Origin of the sequence: Microbacterium sp. ProA8 (genome assembly GCF_039905635.1) — a bacterium.
GTDB lineage: Bacteria > Actinomycetota > Actinomycetes > Actinomycetales > Microbacteriaceae > Microbacterium > Microbacterium chionoecetis.
In genome coordinates this window covers 1,254,773-1,273,320 of record NZ_CP157000.1, presented here as the reverse complement: position 1 = coordinate 1,273,320, position 18,548 = coordinate 1,254,773, and the positions used below count along the sequence as shown (strand labels likewise).

Sequence of the window (18,548 nt, the reverse complement as noted above, 5' to 3'; positions counted from 1 at the left end):
GTCGTGTCTCGCCGTGTTCGCATCGCCTCTGTCAACGTCAACGGAATCCGTGCCGCCACCCGCAAGGGCATGAACGACTGGCTCGATGCCGCGGACATCGACGTGATGGCCCTGCAGGAGGTGCGGGCCACCGAGGAGGAGCTGCGGGCGGCCCTGCCCGGCTGGGAGATCGTCAACGACGAGGCCCTCTCGAAGGGGCGGGCCGGCGTCGCCGTGGCCAGCCGCATCCCCTCGATCGAGGTGCGCCGCGTGCTCGGACCGGCCGCGGAGGACGCAGCAGAAGTCCTGGACAGCGCCGGCCGCTGGATCGAGGCCGACTTCGACATCGACGGCGAACGGCTCATCGTCGTGAGCGCCTACGTGCACACCGGTGAGGCGGACACTCCCAAGCAGGACGCGAAGTGGGCCTTCCTCGACGCGATGGAGAAGCGGATGCCGCAGCTCAAGGCCGCGTCGCCACTGGCGCTCGTCATGGGCGACCTCAATGTCGGCCACCGCGAGCTCGACATCCGCAACTGGAAGGGCAACATCAAGAAGGCCGGCTTCCTGCCGCGCGAGCGCGCGTACTTCGATCGCTTCTTCGGCGAGGAGGGCGCCGAAGTGACCGGTGCCGACGGATCCCGGGGCGCCGGTCTCGGCTGGGTCGACATCGGACGCCGCTTCCACGGCGACGTCGACGGCCCGTACACCTGGTGGTCGATGCGCGGACGCGCGTTCGACAACGACGCCGGGTGGCGGATCGACTACCACCTCGCGACGCCGGAGCTCGGCGGGCGGGTCGTCGACTACCGCGTCGTGCGCGCACCGTCGTGGGACACCCGCTGGAGCGACCACTCCCCCGTCGTGGCGGACTACACGATCGGGCACTGAGCGCCCCGTCCGCGGCGGCCGGCGCCGAGGTGCGCCGCCCGGCCCCCGGCCGGCGCGGGGCCGCGGCATCCGTTCAATAGACTTGACGGATGAGCAAACCGCGCCTGTACTCCGGCATGCAGCCCTCCGCCGACTCGCTCCAGATCGGCAACTACATCGGGGCGCTCATGCAGTGGCGCGATCTGCAGGAGTCCTACGACGCGTTCTTCTCCGTGGTCGACCTCCACGCGCTGACGCAGCCGAACGATCCGGCGGAGCTCCGAGAGAAGACGCGCCGTACCGCGGCGCAGTACATCGCCGCCGGCATCGAGCCGTCGAAGTCGGCGCTGTACGTGCAGTCCCACGTGCCGGCGCACGCCGAGCTGGCGTGGATCCTGTCGACGGTCACGGGTTTCGGCGAGGCCGGGCGCATGACGCAGTTCAAGGACAAGTCGCAGCGCTACGGCTCGGACGTCACCTCGGTCGGGCTCTTCACGTACCCGGTGCTGATGGCGGCCGACATCCTGCTCTACCAGACCGACATCGTCCCGGTCGGCGACGACCAGAAGCAGCACGTCGAGCTCACGCGTGACCTCGCCGAGCGCTTCAACAGCCGCTACGGCCGGACGTTCGCCGTTCCGATGCCGGTGATCCAGCAGGAGACCGCGCGCATCTACGACCTTCAGAACCCGACGGCGAAGATGTCGAAGTCGGCGGAGTCGGATGCCGGCGTGCTGTGGATGCTGGACGACCCGGCCGTGTCGGCGAAGAAGGTCATGCGCGCCGTCACCGACTCGGAGGGTTCGGTGCGCTACGACCGCGAGGCCAAGCCCGGCGTCTCGAACCTGCTGGTGATCTACGCGGCCCTCACCGGCCGGCAGATCCCCTCGATCGAGGACGAGTACGCCGGCCGCGGCTACGGCGACTTCAAGAAGGGCCTCGCCGAGGTCGTGGTGAACGAGTTCGGTCCCGTCCGCGAGCGTGCCCTGCAGCTGCTCGACGATCCGGCCGAGCTCGACCGCGTGCTGGCCGCGAACGCGGCCAAGGCCGAAGAGGTCGCGAACCGCACGCTCAACGACGTCTACGACAAGGTCGGCCTCCTCCGCCGGGCCCGCTGAGCCAGGGCGCGGGGCCGGTAGCGTGGGCGGGATGGAGCCCTCCATCCTGCGAACGGACCGCCTCGAACTGTCGTTGCCGGTTGACGGCGACGTCGACGCGATCTACGAGGCGTGCCAGGATGCCGAGATCCAGCGCTACACGCCGGTTCCCTCGCCCTACGAACGCCGGCACGCCGAGGAGTTCGTACCGCGTGTCGCCGCCGACTGGCGCAGCGGAGCCCATGTCAGCTGGGCGATGCGGGAGGGCTCGGTGCTGGCCGGCATGATCGGGCTGTACCGCCTCGACGGACGCGGCTCCGGGGAACTCGGATACTGGGTGTCGCCGTGGTCGCGCCGGCGCGGTCTCTCGGTCGAGGCCGCCCGCGCTGTGATCGACTGGGGCTTCTCGCCGGACGGATTGGGCCTCGATCGCATCGAGTGGCGTGCCGTCGTGGGCAACATCGGCTCGGCACGCGCCGCGCGCACACTCGGCTTCCGCTACGAGGGCACGCTGCGGCAGGCGCTCGTCGGCTCGCACGGCCGCGACGACGGCTGGATCGCCGGCGTCCTCGCCACCGACGACCGCTTGCCGCAACCCTGGCCCATGCTGGACTGACCACCGCAGGGCGGACCACCGCCTCCCCCGTGGGATGCCACGTGTCGCCGCCGCGTGGCAGGATGAGCGCATGCCCGAGATGCCCGAGGTGCAGGGGCTCGTCGACTTCCTCCGCGAGCGGCTGACCGGGGTGCGCATCACCCGGGCGACGGTCGCCAACATCGCGGCGCTGAAGACGTACGACCCGCCGATCGAGTCGCTGGCGGATGCCGAGATCACCGGCGCTGCGCGACACGGCAAGTTCGTCGACCTCTCGACCACGGGTCCGCATCTGGTCTTTCACCTCGCCAAGGCGGGGTGGCTGCGCTGGTACGACGAGCTGCCGAAGACGATCATCCGGCCGGGCAAGACGCCGATCGCCCTGCGCGTCGCGCTCTCGGACGGGGCCGGATTCGACCTCACCGAGGCGGGCACCAAGAAGTCGCTGGCGGTGTATGTGGTTCGAGACCCCGCCGACGTCCCCGGTATCGCACGACTCGGGCCCGACCCGCTCGACCCGGCCTTCACGCGCGACACGCTCGCCGGGCTGTTGGAGGGACGCCGCACGCAGATCAAGGGCGTGCTGCGCGACCAGGCGACGATCGCGGGGGTCGGCAACGCGTACTCCGACGAGATCCTGCACGCGGCGAAGATGTCGCCCTACGCCCTCGCGACCTCGCTCACCGACGACGAGGTCACCCGGCTCTTCGAGGCGATGACCGAGACGCTGGCGGACGCCGTCGCCGAGGCATCCGGCAAGCCCCCGGCCGAGCTCAAGGATGCCAAGCGTCGGGGCATGCAGGTGCACGGCCGTCGCGGTGAGACCTGCCCGGTCTGCGGCGACGAGGTGCGCAGCGTCTTCTTCGCCGACAACTCGCTGGAGTACTGCCCGACGTGCCAGACCGGCGGCAAGATCCTCGCCGACCGCCGGCTGTCGCGACTGCTGAAGTAGGCGGGAGTGCCCGGGGCGTTTCGTCTCTGCGTTTCGACTCGCAAGCTCGCTCAACGACCGCGTTCCTCGCTCGCTCAACGACCGGCGCCCGAACCGGGAGCGACGCGTTGCTCGTTCGGAACGCCTCAGCCCTCGACGGTGTCCATGAGGATCCGCGCATCGTCGTCGACCCAGTCCAGGGACTTCGACACGGCTTTGCGCCACTGCCGGAACCGCCGCTCACGCTCGTCCTCCGGCATCCGCGGTTCGAAGCGCACGTCTTCCTGCCAGTGCGCCCGCAGCTCGTCCAGGCCGCTCCACACGCCCGTCGCGAGCCCGGCCGCGTAGGCGGCGCCGAGGGCGGTCGTCTCCACGACCTTGGGACGGACGACCGGGATGCCGAGGATGTCGGCCTGGAACTGCATGAGCAGGTCGTCGCGCGTCATGCCGCCGTCGACGCGCAGCTCGTCGAGCGTGCGGCCGGTGTCGCCGACGACCGCCTCGATGACGTCCCGGGTCTGGAACGCCGTGGATTCGAGGGCTGCGCGCGCGATGTGCGCCTTGTTGACGTACCGCGTGAGGCCGACCAGCGCGCCGCGCGCGTCGGGCCGCCAGTACGGGGCGAACAACCCCGAGAACGCGGGCACGAAGTAGGCGCCGCCGTTGTCGTCGACCGTCGCGGCCAGGGTCTCGACGTCTTCCGACCGCTGGATGATGCCGAGGTTGTCGCGCAGCCACTGCACGAGCGATCCGGTGACCGCGATCGAGCCCTCGAGCGCGTACCGCGCGGGCTCGTCGCCGATCCGGTAGCCGACCGTGGTGATGAGGCCACTGCGCGAGCGCACGATCTCGGTGCCGGTGTTCACGAGGAGGAAATTGCCGGTGCCGTAGGTGTTCTTCGACTCGCCCGCGTCGAACGCCGCCTGCCCGAACGTCGCCGCCTGCTGGTCGCCGAGGATGCCCGCGATCGGCACGCCGTCGAGCACCGACGGCAGCTGCGAATGCCCGACGACCTCGGACGAGGAACGGATGGCGGGCATCATCGCCCGCGGGATGCGCCAGGTCTCCAGAAGCTCGTCGGACCAGTCGAGCGTGCGCAGGTCCATCAGCAGCGTGCGCGAGGCGTTCGTCACGTCGGTGACGTGGATCCCGCCGCGGGCGCCGCCGGTGAGGTTCCACACCACCCAGGTGTCGGGTGTGCCGAACAGCAGGTCGCCGGCCTCGGCCGCCGCGCGTGCACCGGGGACGTGGTCGAGGATCCATTCGACCTTCGACGCCGAGAAGTACGTCGCCAGCGGCAGTCCCGTCGTGTCGGCGAACCGGTCGGGCCCGCCGGCCTTCGTCATCTCGTCGATGCGCGGCTGCGTGCGCGTGTCCTGCCAGACGAGCGCGTTGTGCACCGGCCGGCCCGTGCGCTTCTCCCAGACGATGGCCGTCTCGCGCTGGTTGGTGACGCCGATGCCGGCGACGTCGGCTGCGCTGATCCGGGCGCGCGTCAGACATGAGGCGATCACCCATTCGGTGTTCGTCCAGATCTCCACCGGGTCGTGCTCCACCTGCCCCGCGCGGGGGAAGATCTGCTCGTGCTCGCGCTGCGAGACGGCGACGACGGCACCCGCGGCATCGAAGAGGATCGCGCGCGTGGATGTCGTGCCCTGATCGATGGACAGCACGTGTTCGGGCACCGTCGTCTCCTTCCTCGGCGGGCGGCGGCGCCCGCGGTGGTCGCGCGCGGGGCGCGGGTGCGGTCAGGCTATCGCGCGGACGCCGGGGACCACGTCGGGTCCGCGGCGTGGACGTGGTCGAGCGCGCGGACGACCTCGATCGCTGCCCGGTCGGCATCCCAGCCGAGCACCGGCGCGATCGCATCGGCCACCTCGGCCAGCGCCTCCTCCGTCGCGGCGCCGATGAAGGCGATGCTGGTGCGCCGCAGCAGGATGTCGGCGAGATGGACCACGTCCTCGGTCGCCGCGAGGTGGCGCAGCTCCCCCGAGCTGTAGTCGGGGAGGAACCGCAGCGAGGCGTCATCGGGATCGGCGGCGACGGCGTCGACCACCGCCTCCGCCACCGTGCCGTAGCGGTCGAGCAGCGTCGCGACGCGCGCAGCCGGCAGGTCGACGGCGTGCGCCGCGATCCACTGCTGGCGGGCGCGTTCGGTCGTGGGATAGCCGCGGCCCCCGCCGATCGGCATACCTCTGGTCGAGCGGCGGCGCGGCATCGCCAGCAGCGCGAGGACGCGGTCGGCCAGGTGCTCGGCCGAGGACCGGAACGTCGTCCACTTGCCCCCGACGAGGCTCAGCACGGTCGCGCTCGTGCGGTGAGAGACCGTCCCCGGCGCCGGGGCGTCGTCGTCGCCGAGCGGCGCCGACTCGACGCGGTAGTCGCGCGAGACGAAGCCCGGCGACACCTCGCCGTGGCCCGGCAGCGGCCGCACCCCGGCGAAGCGGTAGACGATCTGCGCACGCTCCACCGGGATCGCGGGAAGCACCTGCCCGATGAGCTCGATGAAGTAGTCGACCTCGGCCTCGGTGCAGACGATCGGCTCCGCCATGTCGTGCTCGAGGTCGGTCGTGCCGACGAGCACGCGCCCCTTCAGGGGATAGATGAGCACGATGCGGCCGTCCTCGTTCTCGAAGAACAGCTCTCTCCCGCCCGTCGCCGCGAGAAGCTCCGGATGGTCGAGCACGATGTGGGATCCCTTCGTGCCGCCCATGTAGCGGGTGGGGTCCCCCAGCGCGAGATTGGTCTCATCCGTCCACGGGCCGCTGGCGTTGACGATGACGGATGCCGCGAACCGTGTCTTCTCGCCGGTGACGGCGTCACGCAGCAGCACGCCGCCGTCCTCGACGCCCACCGCTGCGGTGTAGTTCGCCGCACGGGCGCGGGCGCCGCCGGCCGAGCGCCCGTCGCGCAGCACGTCGATCGCGAGGCGCTCGGGGTCGTGCAGCGAGGCGTCCCAGTAGGTCGCGGTGTACTTCACGTCGGGGTTCAGCTGCGGCAGCTGAGCGAGCGATCGCCGGCGTCCGTGGAACGTGTGCCGCGGCACGGTTGCGGTTCCGAACAGCCCGCCGCCGCGCGAGAACGAGTCGTAGATCACGAGCCCGACCTTGATCAGCACCGCTCCGCGCTCGCGGTGCTTCCCCCCGCCGTGACGGAGGAAGCGCAGGGGCGCCGAGAGGACACCCGAGAAGGTCGAGAAGATCGGGATGGTCGTCTGCAGCGGACGCACGTAGTGGGGCGCGGTCTTCAGCAGGGCGTTGCGCTCGGTGACGGCCTCCTGCACGAGGCGGAACTCGCCGTTCTCGAGATAGCGGATGCCGCCGTGGATCATGTGCGACGACGCGGCGGAGGCGCCGCTGATGAAGTCGTCGCGCTCGACGAGCGCGACATCGACGCCCTGCAGTGCGAGATCCCGGAAGGTGGCGAGTCCGTTGATGCCGCCGCCGATGATCAGCACGTCGGCATACGGACGCGCCTTCAGCTCTTCGAATGCCCGCATCGGACCCACCGTGCTCATCGCCTCACCATCCCCTCCCAGGCTACGTCCGCGCAGGGACATCGGGACGCGCGACACCGGTCGTATGCGCGCTCCGGCACTTCATGCACCGACATGGAATGTCTGGGCGGATGCCGCGTTGACTACACTCGAGAGCATCAACGTGCTCCGGGGTCGGTGAGAATCCGAACCGGCGGTGACAGTCCGCGAGCCAAGGCTTCAGCATCCGTTTCGGATGACGCCCTGGCCGATCCGGTGGAATTCCGGAACCGACGGTGATGCGACGTGGTTCCTTCGGGAGCGTGGTCGCTAGTCCGGATGGGAGGCAGCACACAGCGACGCCGCGCGCGTCGCCGCTTCCCCTGCCCCGGAGCCTCGAGATCACGAGACGAGGGGCGGATGGCCGGCACGGCGGAACACGACGCGATGCGTCGGGCACTCGCGAACGCGTTGCGCGGTCCGCGCGGTGTGAATCCGCAGGTGGGCGCCGTGCTCCTCTCGCCCGACGGCGAGATCATCGCCGAGGGCTGGCACCGGGGCGCCGGCACGCCGCACGCCGAGGTCGACGCGCTGTCGCAGCTCGCCCCGGGCGCGGCGCGCGGCGCGACGGCGATCGTCACCCTCGAGCCCTGCAACCACACCGGCCGCACCGGTCCCTGCTCCGAGGCCCTTATCGCCGCCGGCGTGACGCGGGTCGTCTACGCGATCGCCGATCCGGGCGATCACTCCTCGGGCGGCGGCACACGGCTGCGGGCGGCGGGCGTCGACGTCGAGGCGGGTGTCCTCGCCGAGGAGGCGACGGCGCTCCTCGACTCGTGGCTCACCGTCCAGCGGCTCGGACGCCCGCACGTCACCGTCAAGTGGGCGCAGAGCCTCGACGGCCGGGCCGCGGCATCGGACGGCACGAGCCAGTGGATCACCGGACCGACGGCACGCTCCGATGTGCATCGCCGGCGCGCCCAGGCCGATGCCATCGTCGCGGGAACCGGCACCGTGCTGGCCGACGACCCCGCCCTCACCGCGCGCGACGACGCCGGATCGCTGCTGCCCCACCAGCCGGTGCCCGTCGTGATCGGCACCCGGCCGGTCCCCGACGGCGCGGCGCTGCGGCGACACCCTCACGCGTTCCTCCAGTATCCGGGCGACCCCGCGTCGGGCGGACTGGCCGCCGCACTCGAAGACCTGCGCCGGCGCGGCGTGCAGCGGGTGTTCGTCGAAGGCGGCCCGACCGTCGCGGCCTCGTTCCTGCGCGAACGGCTCGCCGACGAGCTGCTCGTCTACGTCGCACCCGTCCTGCTCGGCGGCGAGCGACTCGCGCTGCACGACATCGGCGTCACGACCATCGGCGAAGCGCAGCGCCTGGCCGTGGCATCCGTCACCCCACTCGGCGACGATCTGCTGTTCGTCGCCCATCCCACGCCCGATCTCGCCGGCGCAGGCGCGCCGCGCGCAGAGCGCGGACGCGTGGGTACCCCGTCGTCGGAAGGAGACGAGTGATGTTCACCGGAATCATCGAAGAGATCGGCGAGGTCACCGCCGTGGAGCCGTCGGGCGACGGCGTGCGCCTGACGGTGCGCGGACCGAAGTCGGTGTCGGATGCCGGACACGGCGACTCGATCTCGGTCAGCGGCGTGTGCCTCACCGTGGTCGGGCAGGGCGACGACTGGTTCACCGCAGACGTCATGAAGCAGACGCTCGACATGTCGACGCTCGACGGCGTCGCCCCCGGTCGCGTCGTGAACCTGGAGCGGGCGATGGCCGCCCACGGCCGCCTCGGCGGGCACATCGTGCAGGGCCACATCGACGGCACCGGCGAGGTGCTCGACGTGCGTCCCGGGGCCGAGTGGCAGGTGCTGCGCATCTCGCTTCCCGCGGAGCTGGCACCGCTCGTCGTCGACAAGGGATCGATCGCCGTGGACGGCGTCTCGCTCACGGTCAGCAATGCGAGCCCTGCGCCTTCGACAAGCTCAGGAGCCCCGGCGCAGGCATGGTTCGAGGTGTCGCTCATCCCCGAGACCCTCGCCGCCACCACCCTCGGCGCTCGTGCGCCCGGCGACCGCGTCAACCTCGAGACCGACATCCTCGCGCGCCACGTGCAGCGGCTGCTCGCATTCCCGGCTCCGGCCGCACCCGCGCCCGGTTCCGCCGACAGTGCTTTCCCCGCGGACGCGTCCGCACCGACGGAAGGAGGCTCCGAATGAGCCTTTCCACCATCCCCGAGGCCATCGAGGCGCTGCGCGCCGGACGGCCGGTCATCGTCGCCGACGATGAGAACCGCGAGAACGAGGGCGACGTCATCCTGTCGGCCCAGCTCGCCAGTCCGGAGTGGGTCGCGTGGACGGTGCGATGGACGAGCGGGTTCCTGTGCGCCCCCATGCCCGCGGACTGGGCGGACCGGCTGGATCTGCCGCCGATGGTCGAGGTCAACGAAGACGCGCGGGGCACGGCCTACACGGTCAGCGTCGACGCGGCGGACAAGGTCTCGACCGGCATCAGCGCCACCGACCGTGCGCACACGCTCAACGTGCTGGCCGACCCCGAGTCGAAGCCCTCGAGCGTGATCCGTCCCGGCCACATCCTGCCGCTGCGCGCCGTCGACGGCGGCGTGCGCGAGCGCGCCGGCCACACCGAAGCCGCCGTCGAGCTCATGAAGCTCGCCGGTCTCGCGCCGGTCGGCGTGATCGGAGAGGTCGTCGCCGATGACGGCAGCATGATGCGCCTGCCGGCGCTTCAGGAGCTGGGCGCCGAGTACGACATCCCGGTCATCACGATCGAGCTGCTGACGGCGTACCTCGACGAGCACGACCCCTGCGACCCCGCGACGCGCAACGCCCACAAGCGTCGCGTGAGCCTGCGCGCCGAGGCGAACGTGCCCACCTCGCACGGCGCCTTCCGGTTCCTGGCGTACAAGGACCGCGTCACGGGCACCGACCACATCGCTGTCGTGTCGGGCGAGCTGGGCGACGCGCCGCTGGTCCGCGTGCACTCCGAGTGCCTGACCGGCGAAGCGTTCGGCTCTCTCAAGTGCGAGTGCGGTCCGCAGCTGGAGGCGGCGCTCGACGCGATCGAGCAGGACGGCGGCGTGGTCATCTACATGCGGGGTCACGAGGGCCGCGGCATCGGGCTCATCAACAAGCTGCGCGCCTACTCGCTGCAGGAGCGCGGGCTCGACACCGTCGACGCCAATCTCGCGCTGGGCCTTCCCGCCGACGCGCGGGACTACGCAGCGGCTGCCGGCATCCTCTCGGATCTCGGCGTCGAGCGCGTGCGCCTGCTGACCAACAACACCGACAAGGTGAAGCAGCTGCGCGAACTGGGCCTCGACATCGTCGAGCAGGTACCCCTGCTGGTCGGCGTCGGCCCGAACAACCACCAGTACCTGGCGACGAAGCGTGACCGCATGGGTCACATCATCGCGGAGGCGGACCTCGCCGACGCGATCGCCCACATGCACGAGGGAGCATAACGATGAGCGGCAAGGGCGCACCCCAGGCCACCGGCACCGTCGACGGCACGGGACTCGACGTCGTCGTGGTCGCGGGGACGTGGCACGAGACCATCACCGACGGCCTCATCGCCGGTGCCGAGCGCGCCGTGAAGGCCGCCGGCGCGTCACACCGCATCGTGCGGGTGCCCGGATCCTTCGAGCTGCCCGTCGTCGCGAAGGCGGCACTGGATGCCGGCGCCGATGCGGTGGTCGCGCTGGGCGTCATCATCCGCGGCGGGACACCTCATTTCGAGTTCGTCTCGAACGCAGCCACCGACGGCCTCACGCGCGTGGCGCTGGACACCGGCAAGCCGGTCGGCTTCGGCGTGCTGACGCTTGACGACGAGGATCAGGGCATCGCACGCGCGGGCCTTCCCGGGTCGATCGAAGACAAGGGTCATGAAGCAGCGGATGCCGCGATCCGCACCGCCGTCGTGCTGCGGGAGCTTCGCGCCTGACGCACGTCGGTCGTTGAGCGAGCGAAGCGAGACGAAACGCCTGGGACGTTTCGTCTCACTCGTTCCTCGCTGGCTCAACGACCGGGCCCCTGGTGATCGGCCAACCTTCAGCTAGACTGATGGCATGGAAACCCTCCGCCACGTCGTCGTGCTCATTCACCTGGTCGGCTTCGCCGTGCTGTTCGGCGCCTGGGTGGTGGAGGCGGTGAACGGCAAGCGGCGCTTCACCCGCGTGATGGACTGGGGTCTCGCCATCGCCGCCGTCGCCGGACTCATCCTCGCCGCGCCGTGGGGCATCGAGTACGACCTCAACTACGTCAAGCTCGGCGTAAAGCTCGTGATCCTGGTCATCATCGGCGCGCTCCTCGGCATCGGCCGCGGCCGCCAGCGCAAGACCGGAACGCTTCCGCCCGCCATGTTCTGGGCGGTCGGCGTGCTGACGCTCACGAACGCCGCCATCGCGGTCATCTGGCGCTGACACCACCCGCAGAAGTGCGAGCGGATGCCGCGGCCCTGAGCAGTCGCCCAGTGCCGCGGCATCCGCTTTCCGCATCCGGAGCCGCCGCCGATTCGCCGGAGTAGACTCGATGCTCGTGCCGGGCGACAACGCCCGCGCCCACGGTGATCCAGTGCAGTGCCGCCTGACGCGTCACCCTGCGCCTTGCGGACGCCCACCGCCGCATCCCACCAGGATGCCCCGCCCCGCGCATGCCCAGGTGAAAATTGACCTCCTCCTCAACCACCGCCGCCACCCCCGCGGCCCCCGCCAATCCCCGTTCCCGCGTCATCCTGGCCAGCCTCGTCGGCACGACGATCGAGTTCTACGACTTCTACGTCTACGCGACCGCCGCCGTCCTGGTCTTCCCCATCCTCTTCTTCCCCACTGGCAACGACACCACGTCGCTGCTGCTCTCGTTCAGCGTGTTTGGTGCGGCCATGGTCGCCCGCCCGCTGGGTGCGATCGTCTTCGGTCACTTCGGCGATCGCTTCGGCCGCAAGGCCACACTGGTCGCCTCGCTCCTCACGATGGGTATCGCGACCTTCCTCATCGGGTGCCTGCCCACCTACAACGAGATCGGCGTGTGGGCGGCCGTGCTGCTGCTCGTGCTGCGCCTCGCGCAGGGCTTCGCGCTCGGCGGCGAGTGGTCGGGTGCCGCACTCGTCGCGACCGAGAACGCCCCGAAGGGCAAGCGCGCCTGGTACGGCACGTTCCCCCAGCTCGGAGCGCCCCTCGGCTTCATCATCGCGAACTCGGTGTTCCTCGCCATCAACTACCTGCTCCCCCACCCCGACGGCGCCGGGCAGCGGTCGGAGGAGTTCCTGGCGTGGGGCTGGCGCGTGCCGTTCCTGTTCTCGGCCGTCATGGTCATCATCGGCCTGTGGGTGCGACTGCGCCTCGTCGAGTCCGAGACGTTCGTGAAAGCGGAGGAGAAGGGCGCGATCCGCAAGTTCCCGCTCGGCACCGTGCTCCGCCACCACTGGTGGCACCTGATCCTCGGCACGTTCATCATGCTGGCGACGTACGTGCTGTTCTACCTGATGACGAACTTCACCCTCTCGTACGGCACCAAGGCGGCCGACCTCGAGACGGCCTCCGCCGCCGCCCAGGCCGCCGCAGAAGCGGCGGGCAACCCGTTCGACGCCTCCGCGTTCGCGGCCCAGTTCTACCCGGGCCTCGGCTTCGGCTACACCGACTTCGTGGTGATGCAGATCATCGGCGTGGTGTTCTTCGGCATCTTCACGCTGCTGTCGGGCCCGATCGCCGACGCGATCGGGCGACGACGCCTGCTGCTGTGGGTGACCGGACTCATCATCGTGTTCGGCCTGACCTTCAACATCTTCCTGCTGCCGCAGGTCGACCCGAAGTTCACCGGCGCGCTCGTCCAGGCGTTCCTGGTGTTCGGCTTCATGCTGATGGGCTCGACCTTCGGCCCGATGGGCGCGGTGCTCCCGGAGCTCTTCCCGACGAACGTGCGGTACTCCGGCTCGGCCATCTCGTACAACGTGTCGTCGATCCTGGGCGCCGCGCTCGCGCCGATCGTCGCGGTGTGGCTGTGGGCGTCGGCGGGCGGAAGCCCGGTGCTGGTCGGCCTCTACCTGTCGGCGATGAGCGTGCTCACCTTCATCGCGCTGATCCTGGCGCCCGAGACGAAGGACATCGACTACGACGCCGACCTGGGTGTGGGAGCGACCGGCTCGCTCTGACCCTCAGCCCTACGAACGCGAGATGCCGCAGCCGGTATGGGCTGCGGCATCTTGCGTTGCGCGGAACGGTGTCAGTCGAGGAACAGCACGCGCAGGCGCTTCGTCGTGAACACCAGGCCGATCGCGATCATGACGACGTAGTAGAGCACGTGCCACCACATGGCGGGGGTCAGGATGCCGGTGGTCAGTCCGCGCACCAGCTCGACCCCGTGCCACAGCGGGAACGCCATGATGATGTGCTGCACCCACTCGGGGTAGATCGTGATCGGGTACAGCGTCGCCGAGAACAGGAACATCGGCAGCAGCACGAAGTTGATCCAGTCCATCTGCTGGAACGTCTTCATGTAGCTCGTGACCGCCATGCCGACGCTGGCGAAGCCGAAGGCGATGAGCATCACCGCCGGAAGCGCCAGGATCGCGGTCCACGCCAGGTTGAGCCCCAGGATCTGCATGATGACCATGAACCCGGTCGCGTAGAGCAGTCCGCGCAGCAGCGCGTAGAGGATCTCGCCGAGGGCGACGTCCAGCGGGCCGAGCGAGGTGGCCAGCATGCCCTCGTAGAGCTTGCCGTAGTTGAGCCGGAAGAACACGTTCCACGTGGAGTCGTAGATCGCGCCGTTCATCGCCGAGACGGCGAGCAGGGCGGGCGCGATGAAGGCCGCATACGGCACCTCGATCCCGCTCGAGGTCTGCACGTCGCCGATGAGGGCGCCCAGGCCGATCCCCATCGAGGCGAGATAGAACACCGGCTCGAAGAAGCCCGACAGCACCACGCCCCAGCTCGAGGAGCGCGCCGCGATGACACCGCGCTGCACGACGGCTTGCGGGTTGCCCGCCCACAGCGCGCGCACGCCGCCGGCACGCCTGACGGCGGTCTCGGTTCCGGTCGCGACGCTCATTCGCCGAGCCTCCTCTGGAAGACCCGCCGCCCGATCAGGTACGCACCGATCGACAGCACGAGCAGGTAGGTGATGTGGATCACGACGGCGAACGGCTCGGCAGGCATGCCGTAGGTGGCGATGCGCCCGAGCTCGGTCGCGTGCCACAGCGGCGAGACCCATCCGATCCACTGCAGCCACAGCGGCAGCGTGTCCAGCGGGTAGAAGGTGCCGGAGAACAGGAACATGGGCATGAAGATGAAGCGCTGCACCATGGCGACCTGGCCCTTGTCGTCGGTGATCGACGCGGAGTACGCCATGTACGGGATGCCGAAGGCGAGGCCCGCGAGCAGGCCGATGGGAATGGTGAGCCAGCCCGTCGCCGGGTCGGGCACCGCCTGGAACAGCCAGAGGAACAGGTAGTAGGCGAGGACGACGACCACGATGCGCGCGGACGCCCCGGTCACGACGCCGCCGGCGATCTGGCCCGGCGACAGGCCCGTGGCACTGAAGCCGAAGAAGTAGCGGCGCCACTTGAACCCGGCGATCACCGGGTACGAGAACTCCTCGGACGCCACCGAGATCGCCGCCGTCATGAGCAGGGCCGGCGCCACGAAGACGAGGTACGACACCTCGACGCCGTTCTGCACGATGGGCGCGTCGATGAGCGCCGCGAGGCCGACGGCGAGACCCAGCAGGTAGAGGATCGGCTGCCCGAGGGCGCCGACCACGATGGTCCAGCCGTAGGCGCGCATCGCCCGCACCATGTGCTCGGTGACGTAGAACGTCCCGAACGCGCGGGGCTTGCGGCCCCACTGCATCGCTTCGGCGCGCAGCTCGTCGAGCGACAGCTGCGTGACGGTCGCCGATGCGTGCCCGCCGGACGCGCCGGGCCGGCCGGACGCACCGGGAAGCGGCATCCGTGATTCCACCGGCTCCCCCGACGGGTGAGCGTCTTCGGGTACCGCGGTCATTCGATCAGCGACCTTCCGGTGAGGCGCAGGAACACGTCCTCGAGGCTGGAGCGCCGCACGAGCGACGTGATCGGGGTGAGGCCGCGCTGCGTCACGGCTTCGAGCGCCGCCTCGCCGTCGCGGGTGTAGACCAGGATGCGGTCGGGCAGCACCTCGACGCGCTCGCCGATGCCCTCGAGCTGCGGCGCCACCTGCTCGTTGCGGTCCGAGCCGAAGCGCACCTCCAGCACCTCGCGGCTGGAGTGCTCCCGGATGAGCGACGCGGGGGTCCCCTCGGCCATGATGCGGCCCTTGTCGACGACGATGAGCCGGTCGCAGAGCTGCTCGGCCTCGTCCATGTAGTGCGTCGTGAGCACGAGGGTCGTGCCGCGCTCTTTGAGGCGGAACAGGCGGTCCCACAGCACGTGGCGCGCCTGCGGGTCGAGGCCGGTGGTCGGCTCGTCGAGCAGCAGGATGCGCGGGTCGTTGATCAGGCCGCGCGCGATCGTCAGGCGCCGCTTCATGCCGCCCGAGAGCTGTTCGACCTTGCTCTTCGCCTTGTCTTCGAGCTGGGCGAACGCGAGCAGCTCGTCGGCCTTCTGGTGGCACACCTTGCCGGGAAGGCCGAAGTAGCGGCCGTAGATGTAGAGGTTCTCGCGCGCGTTGAGCTCGCCGTCGAGGTTGTCCTGCTGGGGCACCACCCCGAGACGCGAACGGATCTCGGGGCCGTACCGGTCGGGGTCGAGCCCGAGGATCGACAGCTCACCGCTGCTGCGCGTCGAGACGGCGCCGACCATCTTCATCGTCGTGGACTTGCCGGCGCCGTTCGGACCGAGGAGGCCGAACGACTCGCCGGGCGCCACCTCGAACGACAGTCCGTCGACGGCGAGGAAGTCGGGCTTCCCCTTGACCTTGTAGGCCTTGACGAGGTTCTCGGCGGTGATCACGGGCGCAGGCACCGGACTACCCTAACGCCCGGTTCGGACACCGCACAGCGTCGGCACCTCCCCCGCCGCACCTGTTGACTTGCGCTAAACGTACGCGACACGCCCAGCGCGGTGTACATCTAGCGCAAGTGAACAGGGATGGTGAGGCGGGCAAGGCGGGCGAGGCGGGCAAGCGGACCCGGTGGGGCCAGGAGTGTCAATGCACGTTGACAGATGCTCGAGCGTCAACTACGGTTGACGACGGATGCCGCAGCCGCGGCATCCGTGATCCGGCCGCTCATCGTCCGATGGGCGGCCACCACGGGAGGCGACGCGATGAGCGGAGACGACCTGCGCACCCTGATCGGCGCCGCGGACGCACGCGAGCCGCTCGCCGAGCTGCACCGTCTCGCCGAGGTGCGCCGCGAGCTAGCGCGCGCCGAGGAGGTGCAGGTGCGGAAGGCCCGCAACCTCGGCTTCTCGTGGCAGGCGATCGCGAGCGCCCTGGGCGTGAGCAGACAGGCCGTCCACAAGAAGTACGGTCGAAGGTAAGCCCCTTTCACGAACGAGGTACACCCATGCCCTCCGCCGAACTCGACGAAGCCCCCGCCGCCGCACCTGCGGCGCCCGCCCCTCGCGCCGCGCGCGGCCGCGGACGTCGCGGCAAGACCGACGAGGGTCCCCGCGCCAGCTTCGGACAGCTGCTGCCGTACCTCTTCGAGCACAAGCGCACCCTCGCCGTGGTGGTCGTGCTCAGCATCCTGAGCGCGGGTACGTCGCTGGTGCAGCCGCTGCTGGTCGGTGAAGTCATCACGCGGGTGCAGGAGAACCTCGACCTCGGCCTGCTGATCTGGGCGCTCGTCGGGTTCGTGGTGCTCTCGTCCCTCATCTCGGGCTGGCAGCACTATCTGCTGCAGCGCACCGGCACCGCCGTCGTGTACTCGAGCCGGCGCCGGCTCATCGCCCGCATCCTGCATCTGCCGATCAGCGAGTTCGACGCCCGTCGCACCGGCGACATCGTCTCGCGCGTCGGCAGCGACACGACCCTCCTCTATTCGGCGCTCACCCAGGGCCTCGCCGACTCCGTCGGCAACGCGCTGCTGTTCGCCGGCGCGCTGATCGCGATGGCGGTCATCGATCCGGTGCTGCTCGGCATCATCGTGCTCGTGATCGGCATCTCGGTGCTCGGAGTCACGGCCCTCAGCGGCCGCATCCGCACCGCGTCCACCGAGCAGCAGGAGAAGGTGGGCGCACTCGCCTCTGGCGTCGAGCGCGCGGTGGGGTCGATCCGCACCGTGCGCGCGTCGGGCGCGACGGAGCGCGAGGTCGAGTCGGTCACCGCGCAGGCGACGGATGCCTACACCGTGGGCGTCCGCATCGCCAAGGTGTCGGCGCTCGTCGTGCCGATCGCCGGCATCGCCCTGCAGGTCTCGCTGCTCGTCGTGATCGGCCTCGGCGGCTTCCGCGTCGCGACCGGGGCGCTCTCGATCGCCAGCCTCGTGACCTTCATCATGTTCCTGTTCATGCTCATCGCCCCGCTCGGCTCGTTCTTCGGCGCGATCACGTCGGTGAGCCAGGCGCTCGGCGCGCTCGGCCGCATCCAGGAGGTGCTGGATCTTCCGACCGAGTCGCAGGACGACGACGCCGTCGCCGCGCGTGTCGCCGCTGCGTCGGCCCTCGGACAGACTCAGCGACCGGCAGACGGCGCCACGGCGGCGATCGAGTTCCGCGATGTGCGGTTCCGGTACCCCGAGAACGTCGTCGAGGCTCGTCGCAAGGCCGAGTCCGAGGCGCGCGCGGTGCTCGAGAACGCCCATGTCGACACCTCCACCATCGTCGTCAGCGACGCCGGTGCGACCGCGGACGGCGACGGACGGGCGGATGCCGCGACTTCGCGCTCCGCGGATGCCGACGTGCTCCGGGGCGTGTCGTTCTCGGTGCCGCGCGGCGCGCGCGTCGCCCTCGTCGGGCCCTCCGGCGCCGGCAAGAGCACGACCCTGGCGCTCATCGAGCGCTTCTACGACCCGACGGACGGTGCGATCCTCCTGGACGGCACCGACGTGCGGGCGCTGGACCGCGACGCGCTGCGTGCGCAGCTCGGCTATGTCGAGCAGGACGCCCCGACGCTGGCCGGCACGATCGGCGACAATCTGCGTCTCGCTTCGCCCGGGGCATCCGATCCCGAGTGCGAGGCGGTGCTGCGCGCCGTGAACCTCGGCGACGTCCTCGACCGCAACCCGCTCGGCGTCGATGCGCCGGTCGGCGAGGCCGGCGTCATGCTCTCGGGCGGTGAGCGCCAGCGCCTCGCGATCGCGCGGGCGCTGCTGGCCGCTCCCCCGATCCTGCTGCTCGACGAGTCGACGTCGTCGCTCGACGGGCTCAACGAGCAGCGTATGCGCGAGGCGATCGACGCGGTGGCCGCGGGCCGCACGCTCATCGTGATCGCGCACCGCCTCTCGACCGTCGTCGACAGCGACCACATCGTCGTGATGGATCACGGCCGGGTCGTCGGCCAGGGCACGCACTCCGAGCTCGTGCAGACCACGCCGCTGTACCGCGACCTCGCCAAGCACCAGCTGCTGGTCTGAGCGCGGGCACCGATGACGGATGCCCCGGCCACCGCACAAGTGAGGCCGGGGCATCCGCTGCGACCGGTGGGCAGGAAATGCCCCG

Annotated in this window: 17 protein-coding genes; 12 read left to right on the top strand and 5 right to left on the bottom strand. The window is 70.3% G+C overall.

The window, feature by feature from the left end; genetic code table 11:
* Positions 1-3 precede the first annotated feature (3 nt).
* From ABG085_RS05345 to ABG085_RS05330, 4 genes are all read left to right on the top strand, one after another.
* Positions 4-870 carry an exodeoxyribonuclease III gene (locus tag ABG085_RS05345; protein WP_347978389.1) on the top strand — a complete coding sequence of 289 codons (867 nt, stop codon included), beginning with the start codon at positions 4-6 and terminating at the stop codon, positions 868-870.
* Between the two features lie 89 nt (positions 871-959).
* Complete coding sequence (trpS, locus tag ABG085_RS05340; RefSeq protein WP_347978388.1) at positions 960-1,967, top strand: tryptophan--tRNA ligase; 1,008 nt, start codon at positions 960-962, stop codon at positions 1,965-1,967.
* 31 nt (positions 1,968-1,998) lie between these two features.
* A complete protein-coding gene (locus ABG085_RS05335) occupies positions 1,999-2,562 on the top strand; it encodes a GNAT family N-acetyltransferase (protein ID WP_347978387.1) in 564 nt (187 codons plus the stop codon).
* A gap of 70 nt (positions 2,563-2,632) precedes the next feature.
* Positions 2,633-3,493, top strand: a complete 861-nt coding sequence (locus tag ABG085_RS05330) for a DNA-formamidopyrimidine glycosylase family protein (RefSeq protein WP_347978386.1) — start codon at positions 2,633-2,635, stop codon at positions 3,491-3,493.
* Positions 3,494-3,618: 125 nt separating this feature from the next.
* Here ABG085_RS05330 and glpK read toward each other — a convergent pair whose 3' ends face one another.
* Both glpK and ABG085_RS05320 read right to left on the bottom strand, forming a co-directional pair.
* Positions 3,619-5,157, bottom strand: coding sequence for a glycerol kinase GlpK (gene glpK, locus ABG085_RS05325; RefSeq protein ID WP_347978385.1), 1,539 nt, complete (start codon positions 5,155-5,157; stop codon positions 3,619-3,621).
* 68 nt (positions 5,158-5,225) lie between these two features.
* Positions 5,226-6,989 carry a glycerol-3-phosphate dehydrogenase/oxidase gene (locus ABG085_RS05320; RefSeq protein ID WP_347978384.1) on the bottom strand — a complete coding sequence of 588 codons (1,764 nt, stop codon included), beginning with the start codon at positions 6,987-6,989 and terminating at the stop codon, positions 5,226-5,228.
* Positions 6,990-7,367: 378 nt separating this feature from the next.
* On the opposite strand from ABG085_RS05320, the gene ribD reads away from it, so the two are divergent.
* From ribD to ABG085_RS05290, 6 genes are all read left to right on the top strand, one after another.
* Positions 7,368-8,465 (top strand): bifunctional diaminohydroxyphosphoribosylaminopyrimidine deaminase/5-amino-6-(5-phosphoribosylamino)uracil reductase RibD, encoded by a 1,098-nt coding sequence (gene ribD, locus ABG085_RS05315; RefSeq protein ID WP_347978383.1) that lies wholly within the window; start codon positions 7,368-7,370, stop codon positions 8,463-8,465.
* Positions 8,465-9,169, top strand: a complete 705-nt coding sequence (locus ABG085_RS05310; protein ID WP_347978382.1) for a riboflavin synthase — start codon at positions 8,465-8,467, stop codon at positions 9,167-9,169. Before ribD ends, ABG085_RS05310 begins: the two co-directional genes overlap by 1 nt.
* Positions 9,166-10,434, top strand: a complete 1,269-nt coding sequence (ribA, locus tag ABG085_RS05305) for a GTP cyclohydrolase II (protein ID WP_347978381.1) — start codon at positions 9,166-9,168, stop codon at positions 10,432-10,434. Before ABG085_RS05310 ends, ribA begins: the two co-directional genes overlap by 4 nt.
* A 2-nt stretch (positions 10,435-10,436) precedes the next feature.
* A complete protein-coding gene (gene ribH / locus ABG085_RS05300) occupies positions 10,437-10,913 on the top strand; it encodes a 6,7-dimethyl-8-ribityllumazine synthase (protein WP_347978380.1) in 477 nt (158 codons plus the stop codon).
* A 124-nt stretch (positions 10,914-11,037) separates the two neighbouring features.
* On the top strand, positions 11,038-11,391 hold the full coding sequence (locus ABG085_RS05295; protein ID WP_347978379.1) for a Fe-S protein: 354 nt from the start codon (positions 11,038-11,040) through the stop codon (positions 11,389-11,391).
* 245 nt (positions 11,392-11,636) lie between these two features.
* Entirely contained in the window at positions 11,637-13,118 is a 1,482-nt protein-coding gene (locus ABG085_RS05290; protein ID WP_347978378.1) for an MFS transporter, read from the top strand.
* Positions 13,119-13,189: 71 nt separating this feature from the next.
* On the opposite strand, the gene ABG085_RS05285 is transcribed toward ABG085_RS05290, so the two are convergent.
* The 3 genes from ABG085_RS05285 to ABG085_RS05275 all read right to left on the bottom strand — a co-directional run bounded on the left by ABG085_RS05285 (position 13,190) and on the right by ABG085_RS05275 (position 15,908).
* Complete coding sequence (locus ABG085_RS05285; RefSeq protein ID WP_347978377.1) at positions 13,190-14,017, bottom strand: ABC transporter permease; 828 nt, start codon at positions 14,015-14,017, stop codon at positions 13,190-13,192.
* A complete protein-coding gene (locus ABG085_RS05280) occupies positions 14,014-14,817 on the bottom strand; it encodes an ABC transporter permease (protein WP_347979281.1) in 804 nt (267 codons plus the stop codon). Before ABG085_RS05280 ends, ABG085_RS05285 begins: the two co-directional genes overlap by 4 nt.
* A gap of 149 nt (positions 14,818-14,966) precedes the next feature.
* Entirely contained in the window at positions 14,967-15,908 is a 942-nt protein-coding gene (locus ABG085_RS05275; protein WP_347978376.1) for an ABC transporter ATP-binding protein, read from the bottom strand.
* Between the two features lie 222 nt (positions 15,909-16,130).
* On the opposite strand from ABG085_RS05275, the gene ABG085_RS05270 reads away from it, so the two are divergent.
* Both ABG085_RS05270 and ABG085_RS05265 read left to right on the top strand, forming a co-directional pair.
* The gene (locus ABG085_RS05270; RefSeq protein WP_347978375.1) at positions 16,131-16,427 is read left to right on the top strand and encodes an AsnC family protein; all 297 of its coding nucleotides are present in this window, start codon (positions 16,131-16,133) and stop codon (positions 16,425-16,427) included.
* 26 nt (positions 16,428-16,453) lie between these two features.
* Positions 16,454-18,463, top strand: a complete 2,010-nt coding sequence (locus ABG085_RS05265) for an ABC transporter ATP-binding protein (RefSeq protein WP_347978374.1) — start codon at positions 16,454-16,456, stop codon at positions 18,461-18,463.
* The last annotated feature ends 85 nt before the right edge of the window (positions 18,464-18,548 follow it).

Coding starts and splice junctions, on each gene's coding strand:
- trpS (WP_347978388.1), top strand. CDS start 960: ATGAGCAAACCGCGCCTGTACTCCGGCATGCAGCCCTCCGCCGACTCG.
- ABG085_RS05335 (WP_347978387.1), top strand. CDS start 1,999: ATGGAGCCCTCCATCCTGCGAACGGACCGCCTCGAACTGTCGTTGCCG.
- ABG085_RS05330 (WP_347978386.1), top strand. CDS start 2,633: ATGCCCGAGATGCCCGAGGTGCAGGGGCTCGTCGACTTCCTCCGCGAG.
- ABG085_RS05320 (WP_347978384.1), bottom strand. CDS start 6,989: ATGAGCACGGTGGGTCCGATGCGGGCATTCGAAGAGCTGAAGGCGCGT.
- ribD (WP_347978383.1), top strand. CDS start 7,368: ATGGCCGGCACGGCGGAACACGACGCGATGCGTCGGGCACTCGCGAAC.
- ABG085_RS05310 (WP_347978382.1), top strand. CDS start 8,465: ATGTTCACCGGAATCATCGAAGAGATCGGCGAGGTCACCGCCGTGGAG.
- ribA (WP_347978381.1), top strand. CDS start 9,166: ATGAGCCTTTCCACCATCCCCGAGGCCATCGAGGCGCTGCGCGCCGGA.
- ribH (WP_347978380.1), top strand. CDS start 10,437: ATGAGCGGCAAGGGCGCACCCCAGGCCACCGGCACCGTCGACGGCACG.
- ABG085_RS05295 (WP_347978379.1), top strand. CDS start 11,038: ATGGAAACCCTCCGCCACGTCGTCGTGCTCATTCACCTGGTCGGCTTC.
- ABG085_RS05285 (WP_347978377.1), bottom strand. CDS start 14,017: ATGAGCGTCGCGACCGGAACCGAGACCGCCGTCAGGCGTGCCGGCGGC.
- ABG085_RS05280 (WP_347979281.1), bottom strand. CDS start 14,817: ATGCAGTGGGGCCGCAAGCCCCGCGCGTTCGGGACGTTCTACGTCACC.
- ABG085_RS05265 (WP_347978374.1), top strand. CDS start 16,454: ATGCCCTCCGCCGAACTCGACGAAGCCCCCGCCGCCGCACCTGCGGCG.